The sequence below is a fragment of the Virgibacillus sp. 6R genome (assembly GCF_001895305.1).
Lineage (GTDB): Bacteria > Bacillota > Bacilli > Bacillales > Amphibacillaceae > Virgibacillus > Virgibacillus pantothenticus.
The window spans coordinates 4374471-4393009 of record NZ_CP017762.1 but is presented as its reverse complement, the minus strand read 5'-3'; the positions used below and the strand labels follow the sequence as shown (position 1 = coordinate 4393009).

General features: G+C 38.0%; 16 protein-coding genes. 3 read left to right on the top strand and 13 right to left on the bottom strand.

The window, feature by feature from the left end:
* Positions 1-109: 109 nt before the first annotated feature.
* The 7 genes from BKP57_RS19840 to BKP57_RS19810 all read right to left on the bottom strand — a co-directional run bounded on the left by BKP57_RS19840 (position 110) and on the right by BKP57_RS19810 (position 8970).
* Complete coding sequence (locus BKP57_RS19840; protein ID WP_050352648.1) at positions 110-2041, bottom strand: stage V sporulation protein D; 1932 nt, start codon at positions 2039-2041, stop codon at positions 110-112.
* A 146-nt stretch (positions 2042-2187) separates the two neighbouring features.
* A complete protein-coding gene (locus BKP57_RS19835) occupies positions 2188-4392 on the bottom strand; it encodes a penicillin-binding protein (RefSeq protein ID WP_072742227.1) in 2205 nt (734 codons plus the stop codon).
* A 26-nt stretch (positions 4393-4418) separates the two neighbouring features.
* The gene (gene ftsL / locus BKP57_RS19830) at positions 4419-4790 is read right to left on the bottom strand and encodes a cell division protein FtsL (protein ID WP_072742226.1); all 372 of its coding nucleotides are present in this window, start codon (positions 4788-4790) and stop codon (positions 4419-4421) included.
* Positions 4790-5767 (bottom strand): 16S rRNA (cytosine(1402)-N(4))-methyltransferase RsmH, encoded by a 978-nt coding sequence (rsmH, locus tag BKP57_RS19825; RefSeq protein ID WP_198035012.1) that lies wholly within the window; start codon positions 5765-5767, stop codon positions 4790-4792. Before rsmH ends, ftsL begins: the two co-directional genes overlap by 1 nt.
* Before the next feature lie 42 nt (positions 5768-5809).
* Positions 5810-6241, bottom strand: a complete 432-nt coding sequence (gene mraZ / locus BKP57_RS19820) for a division/cell wall cluster transcriptional repressor MraZ (protein ID WP_050352645.1) — start codon at positions 6239-6241, stop codon at positions 5810-5812.
* A 602-nt stretch (positions 6242-6843) separates the two neighbouring features.
* Positions 6844-8463: a bacillithiol biosynthesis cysteine-adding enzyme BshC gene (gene bshC / locus BKP57_RS19815; protein WP_050352644.1), complete on the bottom strand. Its 1620-nt coding sequence runs from the start codon at positions 8461-8463 to the stop codon at positions 6844-6846.
* Between the two features lie 81 nt (positions 8464-8544).
* Entirely contained in the window at positions 8545-8970 is a 426-nt protein-coding gene (locus BKP57_RS19810; RefSeq protein WP_169770804.1) for a DUF3397 family protein, read from the bottom strand.
* 359 nt (positions 8971-9329) lie between these two features.
* Between BKP57_RS19810 and BKP57_RS19805 the strand changes: the two genes are divergently transcribed.
* Positions 9330-9812, top strand: a complete 483-nt coding sequence (locus BKP57_RS19805) for an N-acetyltransferase (RefSeq protein WP_050352642.1) — start codon at positions 9330-9332, stop codon at positions 9810-9812.
* Between the two features lie 108 nt (positions 9813-9920).
* Here BKP57_RS19805 and BKP57_RS19800 read toward each other — a convergent pair whose 3' ends face one another.
* The 3 genes from BKP57_RS19800 to BKP57_RS19790 form a co-directional block, all read right to left on the bottom strand.
* Positions 9921-10415 (bottom strand): RsfA family transcriptional regulator, encoded by a 495-nt coding sequence (locus BKP57_RS19800; protein WP_050352641.1) that lies wholly within the window; start codon positions 10413-10415, stop codon positions 9921-9923.
* Between the two features lie 780 nt (positions 10416-11195).
* Positions 11196-11369 (bottom strand): 50S ribosomal protein L32, encoded by a 174-nt coding sequence (gene rpmF, locus BKP57_RS19795; RefSeq protein WP_050352640.1) that lies wholly within the window; start codon positions 11367-11369, stop codon positions 11196-11198.
* A 37-nt stretch (positions 11370-11406) separates the two neighbouring features.
* Positions 11407-11940: a YceD family protein gene (locus BKP57_RS19790; protein WP_311998320.1), complete on the bottom strand. Its 534-nt coding sequence runs from the start codon at positions 11938-11940 to the stop codon at positions 11407-11409.
* A gap of 474 nt (positions 11941-12414) precedes the next feature.
* On the opposite strand from BKP57_RS19790, the gene BKP57_RS19785 reads away from it, so the two are divergent.
* The gene (locus tag BKP57_RS19785; protein ID WP_072742223.1) at positions 12415-13629 is read left to right on the top strand and encodes a nucleotidyltransferase; all 1215 of its coding nucleotides are present in this window, start codon (positions 12415-12417) and stop codon (positions 13627-13629) included.
* A gap of 252 nt (positions 13630-13881) precedes the next feature.
* Here BKP57_RS19785 and BKP57_RS19780 read toward each other — a convergent pair whose 3' ends face one another.
* Positions 13882-14892 carry a SepM family pheromone-processing serine protease gene (locus BKP57_RS19780; protein ID WP_050352637.1) on the bottom strand — a complete coding sequence of 337 codons (1011 nt, stop codon included), beginning with the start codon at positions 14890-14892 and terminating at the stop codon, positions 13882-13884.
* Between the two features lie 416 nt (positions 14893-15308).
* On the opposite strand from BKP57_RS19780, the gene ylbJ reads away from it, so the two are divergent.
* A complete protein-coding gene (gene ylbJ / locus BKP57_RS19775) occupies positions 15309-16517 on the top strand; it encodes a sporulation integral membrane protein YlbJ (RefSeq protein ID WP_175609401.1) in 1209 nt (402 codons plus the stop codon).
* Between the two features lie 735 nt (positions 16518-17252).
* Here the strand turns inward: ylbJ and coaD are convergent.
* Together coaD and rsmD are read right to left on the bottom strand one after the other, a co-directional pair.
* Positions 17253-17732, bottom strand: a complete 480-nt coding sequence (gene coaD / locus BKP57_RS19770; RefSeq protein WP_050352636.1) for a pantetheine-phosphate adenylyltransferase — start codon at positions 17730-17732, stop codon at positions 17253-17255.
* A gap of 15 nt (positions 17733-17747) precedes the next feature.
* Positions 17748-18302, bottom strand: coding sequence for a 16S rRNA (guanine(966)-N(2))-methyltransferase RsmD (rsmD, locus tag BKP57_RS19765; RefSeq protein ID WP_050352635.1), 555 nt, complete (start codon positions 18300-18302; stop codon positions 17748-17750).
* Positions 18303-18539: the final 237 nt, after the last annotated feature.

Below are 18539 nucleotides of genomic sequence, written 5' to 3'. Positions count from 1 at the left end.
CTCATTGTAATTATCTCGATAAAGATATTCTTGCTTCGAATCACTTTTAAGAGGGTGAAAGACACCCTCTTTCTTTTTCGCCTATCTATTATAGCAAATTTGCGCATAATTAACGATCATTTTCTGCTAAATAAATTCTAATTTTTGCACCTTGTTCTACTTTAGTACCTGGTTTAGGTGCTTGATCCACAATATAATCCCCTTTTCCGCTCGTTTCAATGGATAAATTTGTCATATATTCCTGGAGTTCTTTTCGCTTTAATCCTACAACATCCGGCACCTCTACTTTAGGCTGTTCCGGCCATTGGTAATCTTTTTCCAGTCCTTCCGTACGAGGTTTTACTTCCATTGCTCTCAGGCTGTCACCAATAATCCTGCCAACTACTGGAGCTGCAACCACTCCACCAAATTGTACCGCGTTTTTCGGGTTATCCACAGCAACATACACAACAATTTCGGGATCATCAGCTGGAGCAAAGCCGATAAAAGAAACTACATAATTATTTTTCATATATCTGCCATCAGGTCCTACTTTTTGAGCTGTTCCTGTTTTTCCGCCTACTCGGTATCCATCCACATAAGCGGGGCGCCCTGTCCCTTGAGCCACTACACTTTCTAATGCTTGGCGTATTTCTTTGGAAGTTGCCTCCGAGATAACTCGTTTTTTCATTACAGGCTTAACTTGCTTTTGGACACTGGATGTTTTCGGATCAATCCACTCCTCTGCAATGTATGGTTCGTATAAATATCCGCCATTTACTGCAGCAGAAACAGCCATTACTTGTTGAATTGGTGTTACGGAAACTCCTTGTCCAAAAGCGGTTGTTGCTAGTTCAACAGGTCCTACTTTTTCAGGTTTAAACAAAATTCCAGTACCTTCTCCCTGTAAGTCGATTCCAGTTTTTTTTCCGAAACCAAATTGATCAATATAGGAAAACAGCTTTTCTTTTCCAAGCATTTGACCAAGGCTTACAAACCCAGGGTTACATGAATTTTGCACCACTTCTAAATAGCTTTGATGCCCATGCCCACCACTTTTCCAACAATGCAATTCCGAACCACCAACTGAAATATCGCCATCATCGTGGTAATGATCATTGTGTAAATCAACTACCCCTTCTTCCAGAGCAGCAGCAAGCGTAATAATCTTAAATGTTGATCCTGGTTCATACGTACTCCATATAGGCAAATTACGATCAAAAATATCTGCGTCCACTTCCTGATAGTTTTCCGGATGAAAATTTGGCCGTGATGTCATCCCAAGAACACCGCCCGTTTTTGGATTTACAGCAATGGCAACAGCTCCATCAGGATTATACTTAGAGGCAACTAAATCCAGTTCTCTTTCCATAATCGTTTGTACTCTTGTGTCAATTGTCGTCTTTAAATCCAGTCCATCTTTTGGTTCAGAATAAACATCTGCTAAACGTTCTAGTCTTCTCCCTTTGGCATCGGAATAAAAGGATAAACTTCCTTTTTCCCCACTTAGCTGTTCATCATAGTATAGCTCCAAGCCCATTAAACCTTGATTATCAATACCTGCAAACCCAAGTACATGAGAGAGGTCGTCCCCATATGGATAATGCCGTTTAGAATCCTTAGATAAATATACTCCGTTCATATCTAATGTTCGAATTGCCATCTCTTGCTTTTCATTTATCTTTCTTCCCTCAGGGTGAATATTGACGCTGGAGGCATTTTTCGTTACATATGCAAACGCCTCATCTTCTGGCATTTCTAGTATTGAGGCCAATTTTTGGGCCGTTTGTTTAGGTTCATCAACTTGTCTTGGGACAACGACTACAGAAGGAGCCGTTACATTTTCAGCTAGTACTTCCCCATGATTATCTAAGATTTTTCCTCTTTCCGGTTCAAATTCAATATCTCTGGTCCATAATTCTGTAGCCTGTCCCGTCAGATCATCTCCGATAACAAATTGTACATAACCCAGGCGGATATCGATAATTACATAGACTAGTAAACCAATAAGAAAAACAGCGACAATCCTCTTTTTTGTCGTCACAGCAGATACACGTTTCATACGACATCTCCTTTTTAAAGACATGCTTGTATCCACTATATGAACGATAAAAAGGGAATAGAACACTGTTTCTCATGTTAATCTATGGTCCAGTTAAGCTTATTTCAATACCTCTTAACGAGCATCACTTCACCCGATCTATGGATCTATTCTTGCTTTTTTTGCTTGTTCGGAGGTTCTAGCTCAATACCTAGATAATCACCAGGCTTAATAGCTACACCTGCTTTTATATTTTGTGTCGCAACATAACCATCGCCAAATGTTTCTGTCTTCAATTCTAGTAGGTTAGCAAGCTGCAATGCATCCCGAAGCGACCAGCCAATAATTTTGGGCATTTTAGGTTTTTCAGTGATGAGCATAATGTGATCATTTGGCAATACTTGATCTCCTTCTTGGACATTGCTTTTTAGTATTTTTCCCTTTCCAGTTGTCGTAACACGTAAGCCTTTTTCCGTTAACTCTTTTGCTACGGCTTCCCCACTTTTACCAACTACAGAGGGGATTTCAATATGCTTTACGTTGTCCATTTTTTGCTTATCCGGATCTATGTTTAAGTAATGCAGTCCATTTTCCATAACATGTTTAAAAATAAATGCAACTGGATCGGATCCCATTTCCAAGGACCCGTCTTTTTTCTCTCCTAATTTTGGTTGCTTCACAGACACATACATCATTAGTTGAGGATTATCAATTGGCGCCATCCCTAAAAAGGAAAAGATGTAATTTTCTCTTCCGATTAAATAGCCACCGTCAGGGTTGGGGATTTGAGCCGTTCCTGTTTTCCCCCCTACCTTATAACCATCTAATTGAAAGTTTTTTCCCGTTGCATGCTCTCCATTAACTGCCAAATCTAATAATTGTAATACTTGTTTGGACGTAGCTTTAGAGATGGGTTCACCTACCACTTTTGGCTGTTTTTCTTTGATTGGCTTTTGCTTATCGGCTTCTGTTAACTTATCAATAATATATGGTTGCAGCATTTTACCGTTATTTGCAATGGCAGTTGCTGCCTTCATTTGCTGGATTGGCGTCATAGTTGTACCTTGGCCGAATGCAGTCGTTAATTTTTCTGCTGGCCAATTGTATAAAATTTTCCCAGCAACCTCATTTGGTAAGTCGATATTTGTTTTTTGATCAAACTGAAAGGCTTTTAAGTACTCAAGGTATTTATCCGAGCCAATTTTTTCCCATACGAGCTTAGAAGCGGCAACATTAGAAGACCGCTCGAATCCTTCATTGTATGAAATAGGTCCCCAACCAGCCCCGCCATTGTGATCACGAACCGGCTTAATTTTTTCATTGGGCTGATATTGCCCCGATTTATAAGCTTCTGTTCCGTTATAGACACCTTCTTCTATTGCAGCAGCCCAAGTAAACATTTTCATTGTGGAGCCAGGCTCAAATGGTGTGGACACAACGTCATTGTACCAATTTTCTACATCAGTAGGATTATTTGGATTATAGCTTGGTCGATTTCCCATCGCTATAACTTCCCCCGTTTTTGGGTTCATAACAACAGCAGAAATACGTTCAGGTTCATATTTCTTTTCAACTTGCGTCAATGTATCCTCCAGTAGGGTTTGAATTTTTTGGTCAATGGTCAAATAAATGTTTCCGCCATCCTCATTTTTTTTGACTACTTCTTTCGGATCGAGCAATTTTTTATTATATTTATCCCGTTGAAAAGCAATGTAGCCATCTTTTCCACGCAAGTGTTTATCCATTTCCTTTTCAATACCAGTGACACCTTTTAATTGTTGCGTCGTAGCATTCTCCTCTTTCCCCTCTCTTTCCATCTCTTTCGCAAATCCGATGATTTGTGAAGCGAAGGTACCATTTGGATATGCCCGAACAGTCTCTTCCTTAAAATGAATTCCCGGTAATTCCAGTTCCTCGATTTCCTCTTTCTTTTGCAAGGAAAGCTGTCTACCTTTATTTCCAAACTCTACTTGGAAGCGATCATTATCAATCCCTTCCTGTAAGCGTTTCTCTATATCGCTTTCCTTCATATCCAATAAAGGAGCTAATTGCTCAGCTGTTTTTCGTGGTTCTTTCACATGCCTTGGTTCTTCCGCACCGTCCGAATAAGCTTCTTGAACAATGGCGAAGATTCTGTAGCTCGGCTGATCATAAGCGAGTGTCATTCCATTATTGTCATAGATTTTCCCGCGTTCTGCAGGCAGTTTATAAGTAGACGTACGCTGTTTATCTGCCCACTTCTTTAAAGAAACACCGTCAATTTCTGCGGTTGCTTGAATATAGAGAAACCTTCCCGATAAAGTTAAAAAAATGCCGACGAAAAGGATGATAAAAATCCCTGCCATAAAATGCGTTGTTTTATTTTTCCTCATAACCTATCCGTTCTCCTTGAATGAAATTAATCGATAGATTGTGCCTGCCTAACCTTTGCATCCTGAACTTGTAAGCCGTTTTTCTTCGCAATCTCAATAATTCGTTCTGGACGACTTAGTTTTTTGATTTCATCTGATAATAGATCATTCTCGGATTGTTGTGCCTTTACTTTACTCTCCAATTCTTGCATGTCACGATTAATCGAGTCTGTGGAAGAAGCAAATGAAACCATGTAAATACAAGCCACTACAATGAATAGCCCAATAATCGAATAAAGGATTTTTTCCCCTTTTGTTATCCAGCCTTGCTTGGCTACTTTTACAGGGTTCGTTTGTTCACGTTTAGGGGTTCTTTGCGGTTTTATCTGTTCCCAACTTCTTGCATGATTTGCACTCATTATTTCCTCCACCCTTCCTTATAAGTAAATTCATCTCTCCATTCGCCTACTTTTTCTACGATGCGAAGCTTGGCAGATCGAGACCTTCTATTCTCATCCAACTCATCTGAAGTGGCAACAATTGGCTTTCTGGTTATTAAGCGAAATGGTGCTTCGTTTTCTTTTGGCAATATCGGTAAATGACGTGGGGTTTCTTTATCTGTACTCCATTTTTTAAAAGCTTGTTTACAAAGGCGATCCTCTAACGAATGAAAGGTAATTACTGCTATTCGCCCATTTATACCGATTACCTTTGCCGCTTGATGTAAGGCGTCATTAAACACATCGAGCTCATCGTTTACCGCAATTCTTAATGCCTGAAATACACGTTTAGCAGGATGACCGCCTTTACGTCGAGCAGGGGCAGGGATTGCCTCTTTGATAATATCAACTAAATCATACGTGGTTTCAATGGGGGCTGTCTTTCTACGTTCTTCTATTTTTCGAGCAATTTGTTTGGAGAATTTTTCCTCACCATATTGATAGAAAATCTTCACCAAATCCTGAAAAGACCAATCGTTAACGATACGAAAGGCATCCAATTCTTGTTGTTGATTCATACGCATATCTAATCTCGCATCATGTTGATAACTAAAGCCGCGCTCCCCTCTATCAAGTTGTGGAGAGGAAACCCCTAAATCAAATAGAACACCATCAACCTGACTAATATTTTCTTTAGCTAACACCGCTTCAAGTTGACTAAAATTAGCATGAATGAACTTCATACGATTCTTATATGCCTGCAAACGATCCTTTGCAGCCTCTAATGCAAGAATATCCTGATCAAAACCAAGTAATAGCCCATTCTCTCCAAGTATCGAGGCAATTGCTTCTGAGTGACCGCCACCACCAAGCGTACAATCGACATACACGCCATCGGCTTTAATAGCAAGTCCTTGAATCGTCTCTTCTTTTAAAACACTTTTATGTTCAAACATATAAACACCCATTTCTTTTTCAAGCAAGCTACTGTAATAGCTTTAAATATCAAAATCCATTAAGTTCTCCGCAATTTCTGCAAAAGATTCTTCAGAGTCGGTAACATACGAATCCCAATGTTCACTCGACCATATTTCAATTCGATTCGAAACACCAATAACAACACATTCTTTCTCAATTGCTGCATAATTTCGTAATGTTTGCGGAATATTTATTCTACCCTGTTTATCAATTTCACATTCAACTGCGCCAGAAAAGAAAAATCGTGTAAACGCTCTGGCATCTTTTTTCGTTAGTGGGAGCTTTTTTAGTTTTTCTTCTAATATTTTCCATTCAGTCATGGGGTAAACAAATAAACATTGATCCAATCCTCGAGTCACGACAAAGCTTTCTCCAAGCTGTTCGCGAAACTTGGAAGGGACAATTATTCTGCCTTTCGTATCAATGTTATGTTGGAATTCACCCATAAACATATAGTCCGCCCCACCTTCGTATTCCCTATATTACCACATCCCCCCACTATTCACCACCAATTTTTTAAAAATTGCTTGCACTGGTTAAAAATTAGGAAATAAGAACTATTTTATTGCTAACAAAAAAAGACTGCCTTCATTGCTATGACAGTCTTTTCGCTCATTTTTTATTTAAAGTGGGGGGGATGGGAAGCTTCCATTTAGACGGCTATCCATACATGATTTTGTACTGCAAAAATTAGACCTAAAGGCTTCTGAACAGGATCAGGCAGTTGATTTTACAGTTGGATTTCCCATTTACCCTTTTGGAATGCACTTCATAAGCTTGAAGGGCAGACCATACAACTAGTTACATGGTTTTCTTCTATCTTACTAATTAGAAGTAGAAGAATGGTCAAAATCATAAGTTCCCTTGAAAAAGAGAATACACTTTTTCTGTGTGGAGTGTGTCGCTAACGTAGCTATTCTATTACAATAGCTCCTCACATCACAGCCAACCTAAGCGAATCGGAAATTTAGATGCCGTTACCCACACGTGATTTCTTTGTCACCTCCGACACTTGAAGTGGAAGTTTTACGATAAAAACCTTCGTATTATATCCCTATAGGTATACCGCATAGTGGGAGTTGCGAAAGGTATATGAATGCCGGAGTAAGCTGCTTGCAAATGATATCCCGTAGATATTTAACCAAGGTAACGGGTTCCAGATGCGTTCCTGCAATCCATTTTCGGGGTGTAAGACGCATTGGAGTATATCAAACTTCGCTAAATCATTTTGATGTTTACATTGCCAAGCTTTCACTAAGCGTTTTTCCAAGTATTGGATGTGGTCTTGTATATAATTAAGGTTTTTCTCAGCTATCGCGCCTAAATCGTCTCTCATGGATGCGGCCAATTCTCTTAGCGGCGCATGCACGTCGATTATCTGCTCTTGTACCTCTTGGGCAATCTGTTTTATAGAAGGATAGGATGTATTTGCTAGCCAAGCCTCTTTTTCATCCGCTACCCTTCCATTAATCACTTGCTCAGCGCTCATTTGGCAATCATGCAATGCCTTTTCAATCGTGCGGTCAATGACCGATATAGAAAGCCTCGGTACAACGGGTGGCATTTTCATTTGCAATTGATGAAAAGCTGACTTTAGCGCAGACCAATAACCGATTTCTCCAGGGCCAGCTATAAATGCAAGATTTGGAAATAGCATTTCTTGCATTAACGGACGGGTAACTACATTATTACTCAATTGCGCAGGAGTTAGTTTAGCAATTTGTTTCAACTGTTCTGTTGTAAAATGAACCTCGTTTTGTTTGCCTATCCATTCGCCTGTGTCTGTGCGTTGCAGTAATATTCGTTCGTCATCCTGATAATAAAATAAATGACCATCTGACGGTGCAACTGATAAATCTATAGTGTAACCTAAAGATTGTAATTGCTCTAATGAATCACATACCGATTCACTGATTTTAGGTTGATTTTCAATCATTTCCACAAAGAAATCACTTTCCAATTGACGGATGGATTTATTGCCAGAATCCATTAATACTAAGCCTTCTTCTGGGAAAAAATGATAAATAAGCTTGGCAAAGAAGTCAACGTATGTAAGAGAGGAAGCTAAGCATTTATTCATTTCATCATATAATGTTTTTGTATGGTTTGTTTCTGTTAATTTTTCAAACAGCTCGTCTAGCCATTGTTTCGCTTTATCATGATCAATTCGAATGTCTGATAGAGCTGTTTTAGAACGCACTTGCTGTTTTAATACATATTTTTGCATCTGTTGTTCCTCTTGCAAATAAACATGATTTACCTCAGCAAAATCATGATCCTCACCCGCTATCCAGAAAATAGGGATTACTGGAACTCTCAACTCTTCTTCTTGTTGTTTCGCTAAATGTATAATGGAAATAATTTTATTAATCGTATACAAAGGACCAGACAACAGACTGGCCTGCTGCCCCCCAATAACCGTTACAGCTTCGGGATGACGCAATCTATCAATATTTTTTCGCGTTGCTTCCGGCGCCTTCCATTGGCTATTTATCATTTGTAAACAATCGCATAATTCCTGACGTTTAAACGTTCTTTTTTGCAGATCATGATACCTATGCTCCCATTCACCAAATGCGGGATAATCAAAAAATGGCTGAATGCTCGGCTCATTATTCCGATAGTCTTCGATTAATTTATTTTGTTGCTTTAATTTGATAGGTTCGATCCGCATAGATTCATGCTCCTTTATATGTAATGTCCTTCATGTATTGTACCTAAAAAATTTTAAAATTTCATGCGATCTGTTTGAAAATCAGATATTAAAAAAGATCCGCTGTAAAATTCCAGTTATGATGAGCATCCCATATAACAAACCAAACGCTAAAAATGAAATCCGCCACGTTAATTTTATTGCCTTGAACAAGAGCACTTCCGTTTGTTGTTTCCATTGCAAAAAAAGAATTCCGATTAACAAAATAAGTAGTAAAATCATGATTACTCCAGCTATCGATACTCCAATAATCATTTCTACCATTAAAGTCACAGCTATCAAGTACAACGGGGTTGTCCAATATACTGCCAGATGAAAAGATTTTATTTGTTTTTGTGTCAGTTTATAACTAAAAAGATAGGTAAGCCATGTCGCCATAAAAGGTATTGAAATAAAAAATGCAGTCAAATATATAATTCCATTTTTCACGATTGTCTCATACCTCCGATATAATGAATCTTCACTCAAGGTGTTCATTCATCCCCCACTGAGTGTTAGTAGCCTAAGGGTATGTCCTAAAGACCTCTTACGAAATAGGGCATTTAGGTGCCACTTAGATTTGTGGTAGTACAGATTATCTAACTCCTGAAGTGGGAGTCTTACAGCACCTTATATGCGAGAGAATTTGCATCTTTAAATACGGATGGGTAAACTACTAATTTACACTTCTTATATATAACTAAATGAACATTTTCACAAATTAAAACCTACGTAAATGCGCTTCACTTTATTTTGATCTTCGTCTTATTTATATTATAATAAATACATAGAAAAGCCAAAATAATTCTACAAAAACAGATGATTTATATTGGCAAGGGGGTAGGATGATGGATAAGGTGAAAGTTGAAAAACTTATGATCAATTATAAAACATTGGAGAAATTTAAGCGCTTTAAAGAATACGGAAACCAAGAGTTATCTATGTTGGAAGATTTAGAAAATAATCTGGTGGAAAATCAAAGTGACTCTCCGTTCTACGGGATTTATATTGGGGACAGCTTAATTGCTCGAATGAGCCTTTATAAAGTAAAACAAAAGTATGATTTTTATTTTGACCCACCTCAGGATTATTTAACTTTATGGAAATTAGAGGTTCTGCCCGAGTATCAAGGCAAAGGCTATGGAAAAGCATTAGTTGATTTTGCTAAAAGCTATCAGCTACCAATTAAAACAAACCCGCGCATTAATTCTCATGGCTTTTGGGAAAAAATGGGTTTCCAAAAGGCCCAATACAAAATGGAGCGTGATTTAGGGGAGAATCCACTTATTTGGATGCCCGAAGGAGTTAAAGAAATTCAAACAACGGACTAAGAGCAATCCGGATCAAGAATTAAAGACATGAATTTTTGTTTATTCATGTCTTTCGTTCTCTTTTCATGTACATGATTTAATATAAATTGCACTGAAAAAATGAAAAAATTACTCACACGTCTCTTTCTTTATTTCTCTTTCCGACACAACCGAATTCCATAAGTCCCCTATCTCTTTCCAAGCTTTCTCGTAGCGAAGCAAAGCGTTTTTTAATTCCTCATTTTCTTTCTCTAAATGCTTCATATGTTCCGTGTGATCGTCCAAATGCTCCGATGTAATTTGTTCATTGCCAGCCTTTATCTTTTCTAGTAAGGAAATGACTGTTTCAAGCGGATCATGGTGACCTGGCTCTGAAACATACCAGCTATAGTTGATATTATCATTCTTGCGCGCCTCTTTCGCTTTTAGCACCTCTTTTTGATATTGCTTACGAATGGTGGCATTCCATCTAAACCCACAGGCTGCAGCAGTTCTAGACAGTCTATGAGCTACTTCCTTGAACGCCTCTAATTGTGTTTTCCCTTCTTTTATATAACGTAGAACGGTTTCTGCTAGTAGGATATCTTCATCTTTCGTCCAAGCATCTTGCCTTGTTACACTCATAACACCCCTCCTTATACATTTGCTATCAATGTATGCAAAAACTAGGAGTGATAGACTAAAAGGTTTATGTTTTTTATTAGATTTTTGATTATTTCCTTATCGACAGCTATTCATTTCTACCCGCTGAAGTGACAAAAGTTTAAATCATTATTTACCGACATACAATTTGGAGAAGTTTTAACTACAAAACAAAGGAGGAGATAATCAGGAGGTAAAGGTTAACATGTGAGCAGCTAAACGATCCGAAACGCTTTACAAGAGTCTCTCAAAAGTAAAATAAGAATACTATACAAAAAACAAAAACGAACGCAATCGGTTAGTGACGTACAAACAGGAACTTTAACGCACGCGATAAAGTGAATCTTCATTCTGTAGGTGTTTTCATTCACCCCCCCACGGCTTGTTCGTACCGTAATGGTATGACCTAAATGCCGGTTACGAAAAAGGAATTTAAGATGCTGTTATCTCCCACTTAGACTTGTGGTAGTACAGATTATCCAACTCCTGAAGTGAGTGTCTTACAGCACCTTATACGTGGAAAGGTGACTTCTCTTTATCCCCGCTAAAAGTAGAACAAAGACTAAAATCTTAAGTTCCCTTGAAAAAGCAAGCTACTTTTTAAAAAGGCACGCGTCGTATCATTTCTTATGCAAAAAAGCAGCCCACTTTTGGTGACCTACTTTTTAATAGCATTTAATTCTAGAATGAATAAGATCCGAGAATCAAAGGAGATTGTTTCTCAGCTCGCTGCTTCATCAATTTAACAAATGATTGTTTTATTTACTGACTTACTACTTCTTTCCCATCATAGTGCCCACATGCTTTACATACATGGTGTGGTTTTGTTAATTCTCCACAATTTGAACATTCCACCATGCCAGGTACGTGTAATTTTTTATGTGTACGACGTTGATTTTTTACTTTTTTTGAAGTTCTTCTTTTAGGTACTGCCATGACTTACACCTCCTTTATAGAAAGATAAGAACCAAACTTATTTGTTCTTATCATTGTCTTTAAACAATGTTTCCAATTTTTTAAAACGCTCATCTATTGTGTTTGCGTTCTTTTCTTCTGAAATAAATTGCCAGCCTTTGCCTTCTGTTATACAATCCGCTTGGCTGTTCATTTCATCTGAAAATACGCGATACGGAACCTCTAGTAGGATATTTTCCTTGATTAGAGGGGTTAAGTCAAGCACCGCTCCCTCAATTGGGTGAATTTCAGCATCAATTTCATCTTCCGTTCTATACAAAGACGTTGTAAATATCTCTTCTGTTTGAATATCAAACGGATATCGAACATCTACTAGCGTTCGCGCGCACGGAAGCACCATTTCACCAAAAATACGCAAGGAAAAAATAACATTATCTTCTTGGAAAAAGCACGTTCCTTGAACTTCGACTTCACCTATATGACGAATATCGTTGTTCATTACTTCCAGTTCGGAAACATCTTCCGTGTCTGTAAAAGTAAAAGGTTCCTTATAAGCATTTTTCTTTAACTGAGCTAATGCAAATTTCATCATTATCACCTCAAGGCAACAAGAGTAATTTTAAAAGAAAAAAAGAGTTTTGTCAACATATTCTCTTTACACAATTCCCTCCTTCACCACTTCCATTCCACTATATCATATAGGAAACCTGAAAACACTAGTATGTCTTTATACCACACTTTAACATGCAGTAATATCATGCTATAGTTTTATTTTTCAACCAGTATGGAACAGAGGGTAAACACCCCCTATGAAATTTGCACGAATGAAGTCACAAATCACAGTTAGAGGCTAAAAGGTGCATTCCATTATTTTATCCTTAATGCGAATATAGCCCTGTTCTGATAAAATAAAGGGAAGCTATGATTCATTTCGTTCCGAAGTGTTGCACCCTATTAGTGGCTTCTACTCATATTACCTGTCTAGAAAAAATTCTTAACTTGTCCAACAAATAGTGGTGGACACTGTTTAACTAAGTCAAAATCCTTTTTCATGGAGTTGGTATTAATGAAAGCATGTGGATTAATTGTTGAATATAATCCTTTTCATAATGGACATGTTTATCACGTTCAAAGCGCAAAAAAAATTACTAAAGCTGATTGCATAATTGCCGTTATGAGCGGCCCTTTCCTGCAACGTGGCGAACCTGCAATCATTGATAAATTTCATCGAACATACGCCGCTCTTCAAGGTGGCGTGGATATTGTAGTGGAACTCCCTTACGCATTTGCAGTACAAAGTAGTGAATGGTTTGCAAAAGGAGCAGTGCTTACCCTCCATGCTTTGCAAGTTTCCAGCATATGCTTCGGCAGTGAATCAGGAGAGATAACCTCTTTTACGAATAGTTATAAACAATTGACTGCCAATTTAGAAGCATACAACCACGCTCTTAAACTAAATTTGAATGCTGGTTTAGCATTTCCTGAAGCAAGTAAAAATGCTTATGAACAAATTGGACTAGCTTACAGGAATTTAACACAACCAAATAATATATTAGGTTTTAGCTATGTAAAAACGATCTATGATTATCATTTGCCAATTAAACCCCTTACTATTCAACGAAGTCAAAGCGACTATCATGATACAACGATTACAGGTTCCATAGCAAGCGCGACAAGTATTAGAGAAACAATGCTGAAAGAAGGAGCGATTTCTCCCTCGATCCGCAATGCAATTCCAGAGCCAACGTATGAACAATTGACCGCTTACAAACAAACTACTTCAACTTGGCATACGTGGGAAGCATATTTCCCATTGCTTCATTATCGGGTTTCTACAATGACTGCACAAGAGCTTGCTTCGATTCAAGGTGTTGATGAAGGATTAGAACAGCGGATTAAAAAAACAGCGAAACAGGCAGATTCTTTTTACGATTGGATGGAAAAACTTAAAACAAAAAGGTATACATGGACAAGATTACAACGTATGTTTGTACATATTTTAACTAACACAAAAAAACAAGACATGGAGATGTTACATAATTTAGCAGCAATACCCTATATACGGATTCTTGGATTTACAAAACAAGGACAGAAATACTTACGCGAGTGTAAGAAAGAATTGCCAACGCCACTCATTCATAGTATGACTCGGCACATGCACCCGATGCTAGAGATGGAAGAACGAGCAAGTCATGCTTATTACAGTATCCTTCCTGCAGCAAAAAAACAAAATATGCTCAAACAAGAGCTTCAGCCTCCTATTTTCAGCAACCATAAATAGTTAAACCGTTTTACCAATACAGGAAATACTTCCAGTTTCATCATAAAGTGAATCTTCAATCAGTGGGGGTTTTCATTCATTCCCCACTGATTGTTAGATAAACGAATCGGGTATTTAGGTGCTGTTACCTCCCACTTAGACTTGTTGCAGTACAGATTATCCAACTCCTGAAGTGGGAGGTTTACAGCACCTTATATACGGGATAAAAAAACCTGCCTCCAACAATTATCTAAAAGGGCAGGTCTTTTACATTTATTTTAATTCTTCTAAATAAGTAATAGCATCCTCGAATGTATCAACTGGAACAATTTTCATATCTGTTTCAATTTCTTTTGCTGTTTCAAGAGCAACTTGATAATTGGATCCTTTTTTGCCTTGTTCATTTGGAGCAAAGAAAATGTCTACACCTTCCTTATCGGCTGCTACAACTTTCTTATCAATGCCACCTATACGGTATACATTGCCATCATAATCTATTTCTCCTGTTCCAGCTATTTCATATCCTTTTGTTATATCTTCCTTCGTCAGCTGATCATAAATTTCTAAGGAGAACATTAAACCAGCACTAGGTCCCCCAATTTGGCCACTGGAGAATTTTACTTCTGGATCGACAGAAACAGCACGATCGGTTACTAACTGGATTCCAATCCCCGGCTTATTATCTAAGTCTTTTAATTCTTTCAATGTAATGGATTCTGTCATTGTTTCGTCATCTCTGACAAATTCCACAGATATAGTGTCACCAGCTCGCTTCGTTTGGATATAATCAAGTAGATCATCTGCTTGCGTTATTTTTTTGTCATCAACCCGGATGATACGATCACCCATTTTCAATTTACCTTCCGCCGGCATATTTTCTACAACCATGGCAACATATACGCCATTATAATCAATAGAAATCTGTTTATCCGCTGCTTGATAAGCTACTACTGTAGAAGCTTCTTGAGAGTTTTCCATCATTTGTAACTGTACATGCATGTATTCGTCGTCTGTGATCCCTTCAGGAAACACTTCATCAATCGGTAATACATCATGATGTGGCAATATTTTTGCCAGTAGAAACTGCATAGGAGTTGCTTGAGCGCCACTAACCGTTACTAAATGCATATCTCCCTTACTAGAGTAACCATCTTCCACCTCTACAATCGGATTAAGTGCATCTGCACTGCCAGGTTTATAAATATAATATGGCAATTGAAATATTGCTAAAAAATATACTGCTAATATAACAAGCAATATATGAACAATATGTTTTTTCTTCATTTCCTACCCCCCGCATACGAACAATTGACTATTTATCCGTAAAATAGCTATCTAACATTCCACTCCAAATATGTATGCGTTTGTACCATATTATTTCACAATTATTTTCCGTAAAGAACCAAGTTATTAAGATAGTAAACGCATGATAAACGGTGTTGACTCACGAATGCAAATTAGAATCTTTAGAACCAGCTCCCAAGATAAATCGCTGTGTCATATTCAGCTATTGGGCAATTTTGCATGCTTATGAAATTGTGTGGCATAAAATCACTATGCACAAGCGTATATTTAAGTATACTTGTACAAACAAAAACAGAAGACGAGCTAAACATCTATTTGCATGAAACGATATTCCAATTTTACTACTAACATTTAAATAAGTACAGAGTAAGGTAAAATCTTAGGGGGCATCACTATTGGCGCAAATACTAAAAACACTCCTTCTTTCTATGATAACTATATCGATCGCCATTTCTTTGGTAAAATTTCCTGATCAATCATTAGAAGCAAGTATACGTGGTTTAAATCTTTGGTGGGAAGTAGTTTTCCCTTCTTTACTTCCATTTTTTATTATTGCAGAATTACTTATTAGTTTTGGTGTCGTCCAATTTATTGGCATTCTATTCGAACCGATTATGCGCCCTCTGTTTAATATACCAGGAGTAGGCAGCTTTGGCTGGTTTATGGGAATGGCGAGTGGCTACCCTACAGGGGCTAAAATTAGTGCACGACTAAGAGAAGAAAAGCAGTTAACGAGAATTGAAGCAGAGCGATTAGTATCATTTACAAATGCATCAAGCCCACTATTTATTTTCGCCGCCATTTCAGTAGGCTTTTTTCAAAATAGCTCTTTAGGAGTATTGCTGGCAGTATGTCATTATTTAAGTAACACATTTGTTGGGATTTGCATGCGGTTTTATGGAAAAAAGAAGGACAAAAAAAACCAAAACAAAAGAAATGAATCATCCAAATATTCGGTACGTAAAGCTTTTACAGCGATGCACCGGACGAGGATGAATGATGATCGACCACTTGGGGAAGTTTTAGGAGATGCTGTCATTCATTCTGTCAAAACCTTAGTAATGGTCGGGGGATTTATCGTTCTATTTTCCGTATTAACGAAATTGCTTTTCTTAAGCGGAATATCCACATTTATAGCTCATTTTTTAGGAAAATTATTAAATTTCGCATCGATATCTAAAGATTTTGGGCTTCCATTACTATCTGGCCTATTTGAAATAACAATTGGTGTTCAAAGCATCTCTGTTGTTCAAGATACGTTGCTAGTACAAGCAGTGTTAGTCAGTTTCATTCTCGGTTTTAATGGTTTTTCTGTGCAAGCACAAGTTGCAAGTATTTTGGCAAAAACCGATATCCGGTTTGCTCCGTATTTTTTTGCACGTATTCTTCATGGCGTATTTGCTAGTATATTAACGATTTTGTTCTACAAGCCTTTGTATATTGATAGGAAAGTCTTTGATATGGAAGTAGTTCCGGTAAACCATGATGTGCCTGAAAACCTGTGGCTTTTAATTCTGGAAAATTTGGCAGCCATCGGACCATTGCTCACCATATCCTTTGTTGGAATTTCTATTATTCTTTTATACTATCGAAGAAAAAAATAGGATAATCATAACTCCCACCAATAGGTTCATAAGAAGTAATAAAGGATGCACGAGCAAGGGGGCTATGCTTTTTTTAAGAGATAAAAAAGTATAAATTTAGGCGCTTGGGGATAACGAAATAACCGAAGCCACGTCCGGCTCCATTGCCCAGCAACTAGGCGACTTTAGAAATGCGCCCTACGATAAGTCATCATCGGTTCGTCGCTAAGGGGAAGGCCGACTAAAAACGGGCTTGCCGCTCAGGCGTCGGCATACCCCTGTTTTTAGTGGCATGATTCCTAAATCTTTGGTTGTTCGTTCCATTCGCTACGTTGCTAAACGGGCGCTTGCGCCTTTGTTCGTATATAGAGGGAGTATAAGATTTTTTGGTTTATAGTATAAGAAAAATAAAGGCTTCCGCCATAAGACTTGGCGACAAGCCACGTCCGGCTTCAGCGCCCAGCAACTAGGCGACTTTAGAAATGCGCCCTACGGATAAGTCATCATCGGTTCGTTACCTCACCGTGATTCCTTTATCTCCGTTGATTCGTTCCATTCGCTACGTTGCTGAACGGGCGCTTGCGCCTTTGTTCGATTAAACAGAGAGGATCGATACAAACCTCCCACCTCATCTTCCCGATATAATAATTACGGATAATAAATTTGTTCTTTTTGAGGGGGGAGGTCTTCTTAAATTTCATTCGAATGGAGAAGAATTAACAATCTCTTTTTGTATGTAACTACGAGAGAGAATGATTATTTGAATTTAAGTGCCAACGCTTCTTCAACCGCTTTGGGAACCATGTCACTAACATTAGCACGATATTTTGCAACTTCTTTAACAATACTCGAGCTCAAAAATGAATATTGATTATTCGTCATCATAAAAAAAGTTTCAATATCTTCATAAAGCTGCCTATTCATCGATGTGATTTGCATTTCATATTCAAAATCACTAACTGCTCGCAAGCCACGTATAACAGCTTGAGCATTTTTTGATTTCGCATAATCCATTAGCAAACTGCTTGATGAATCAACAGTAACATTTGGTAAGTGGCTTGTACACTCTTCTAATAATTTCATCCTCTCTTTTACTGTAAATAAAGGATCTTTTGATTGATTATTAAAAACAGCAACAATTACATGATCAAAAATTTTAGCTCCTCGTTGAATGATATCCAAGTGTCCATACGTTACTGGATCGAAACTACCCGGACATATCGCCAATCTAGTCAAGATAAGCGCTCCCTTCTAATTAACTTTATAGATCGTTATACAAATTGTCCCCCCATAGTTCGCTTGTTTGACAATGGATAGACGAGGATGTGCAGCAGGTAATTGTTCAGATGTATCATGTTCACAATAAACCCATGTATTCGTAGCTACCAGTTCCAAGTCCAATAATTTTTGCAGAATTTTTTCAAGCTTCACCTTTCCGTAAGGGGGATCTAATAACACTAACTTGAAAGAAAAGCTGCGCTTAGCAGCTGCTTGTAAGGCTCGAAAAGCATCTGCACGAAATACTTCAGACCGTTCCTCAAGCTTTAACTTTTGTAAATTTTCATTTATGATATGTATCGCTTGTGGTGACTTATCCACGAAAATCGTCCGATCTATTCCTCGGCTTAATGCTTCTATTCCTAACCCACCACTGCCAGCAAATAAATCTAAGGCATCCCCACCATCAAAAAAAGGTCCCATTATTTGAAATACTGCTTCTTTTACTTTATCTGTCGTCGGACGAGTCAGATGGCCAGGAACTGATTTTAATTGTCTTCCCTTATATTCTCCAGCAATTATCCGCATTGCTTCACCTCCACGTTTACCATTATTCGACATTTATCCTATCACAAAAGCGTGGAAACGAACAATAATAACAAGAGTATTAAAAAATAATGGGGAGACATGTATATTATTCATCGGAACGTCCATACTAGTGTAATGAATCAGCTATAGATTACTTTGGCTGTTTCATTAAACGGAGAAGACTTACACTTCCCCATAAGTTCTTCTTCCGGTTTCTCCTCTCCCTTTGCCTTTTTG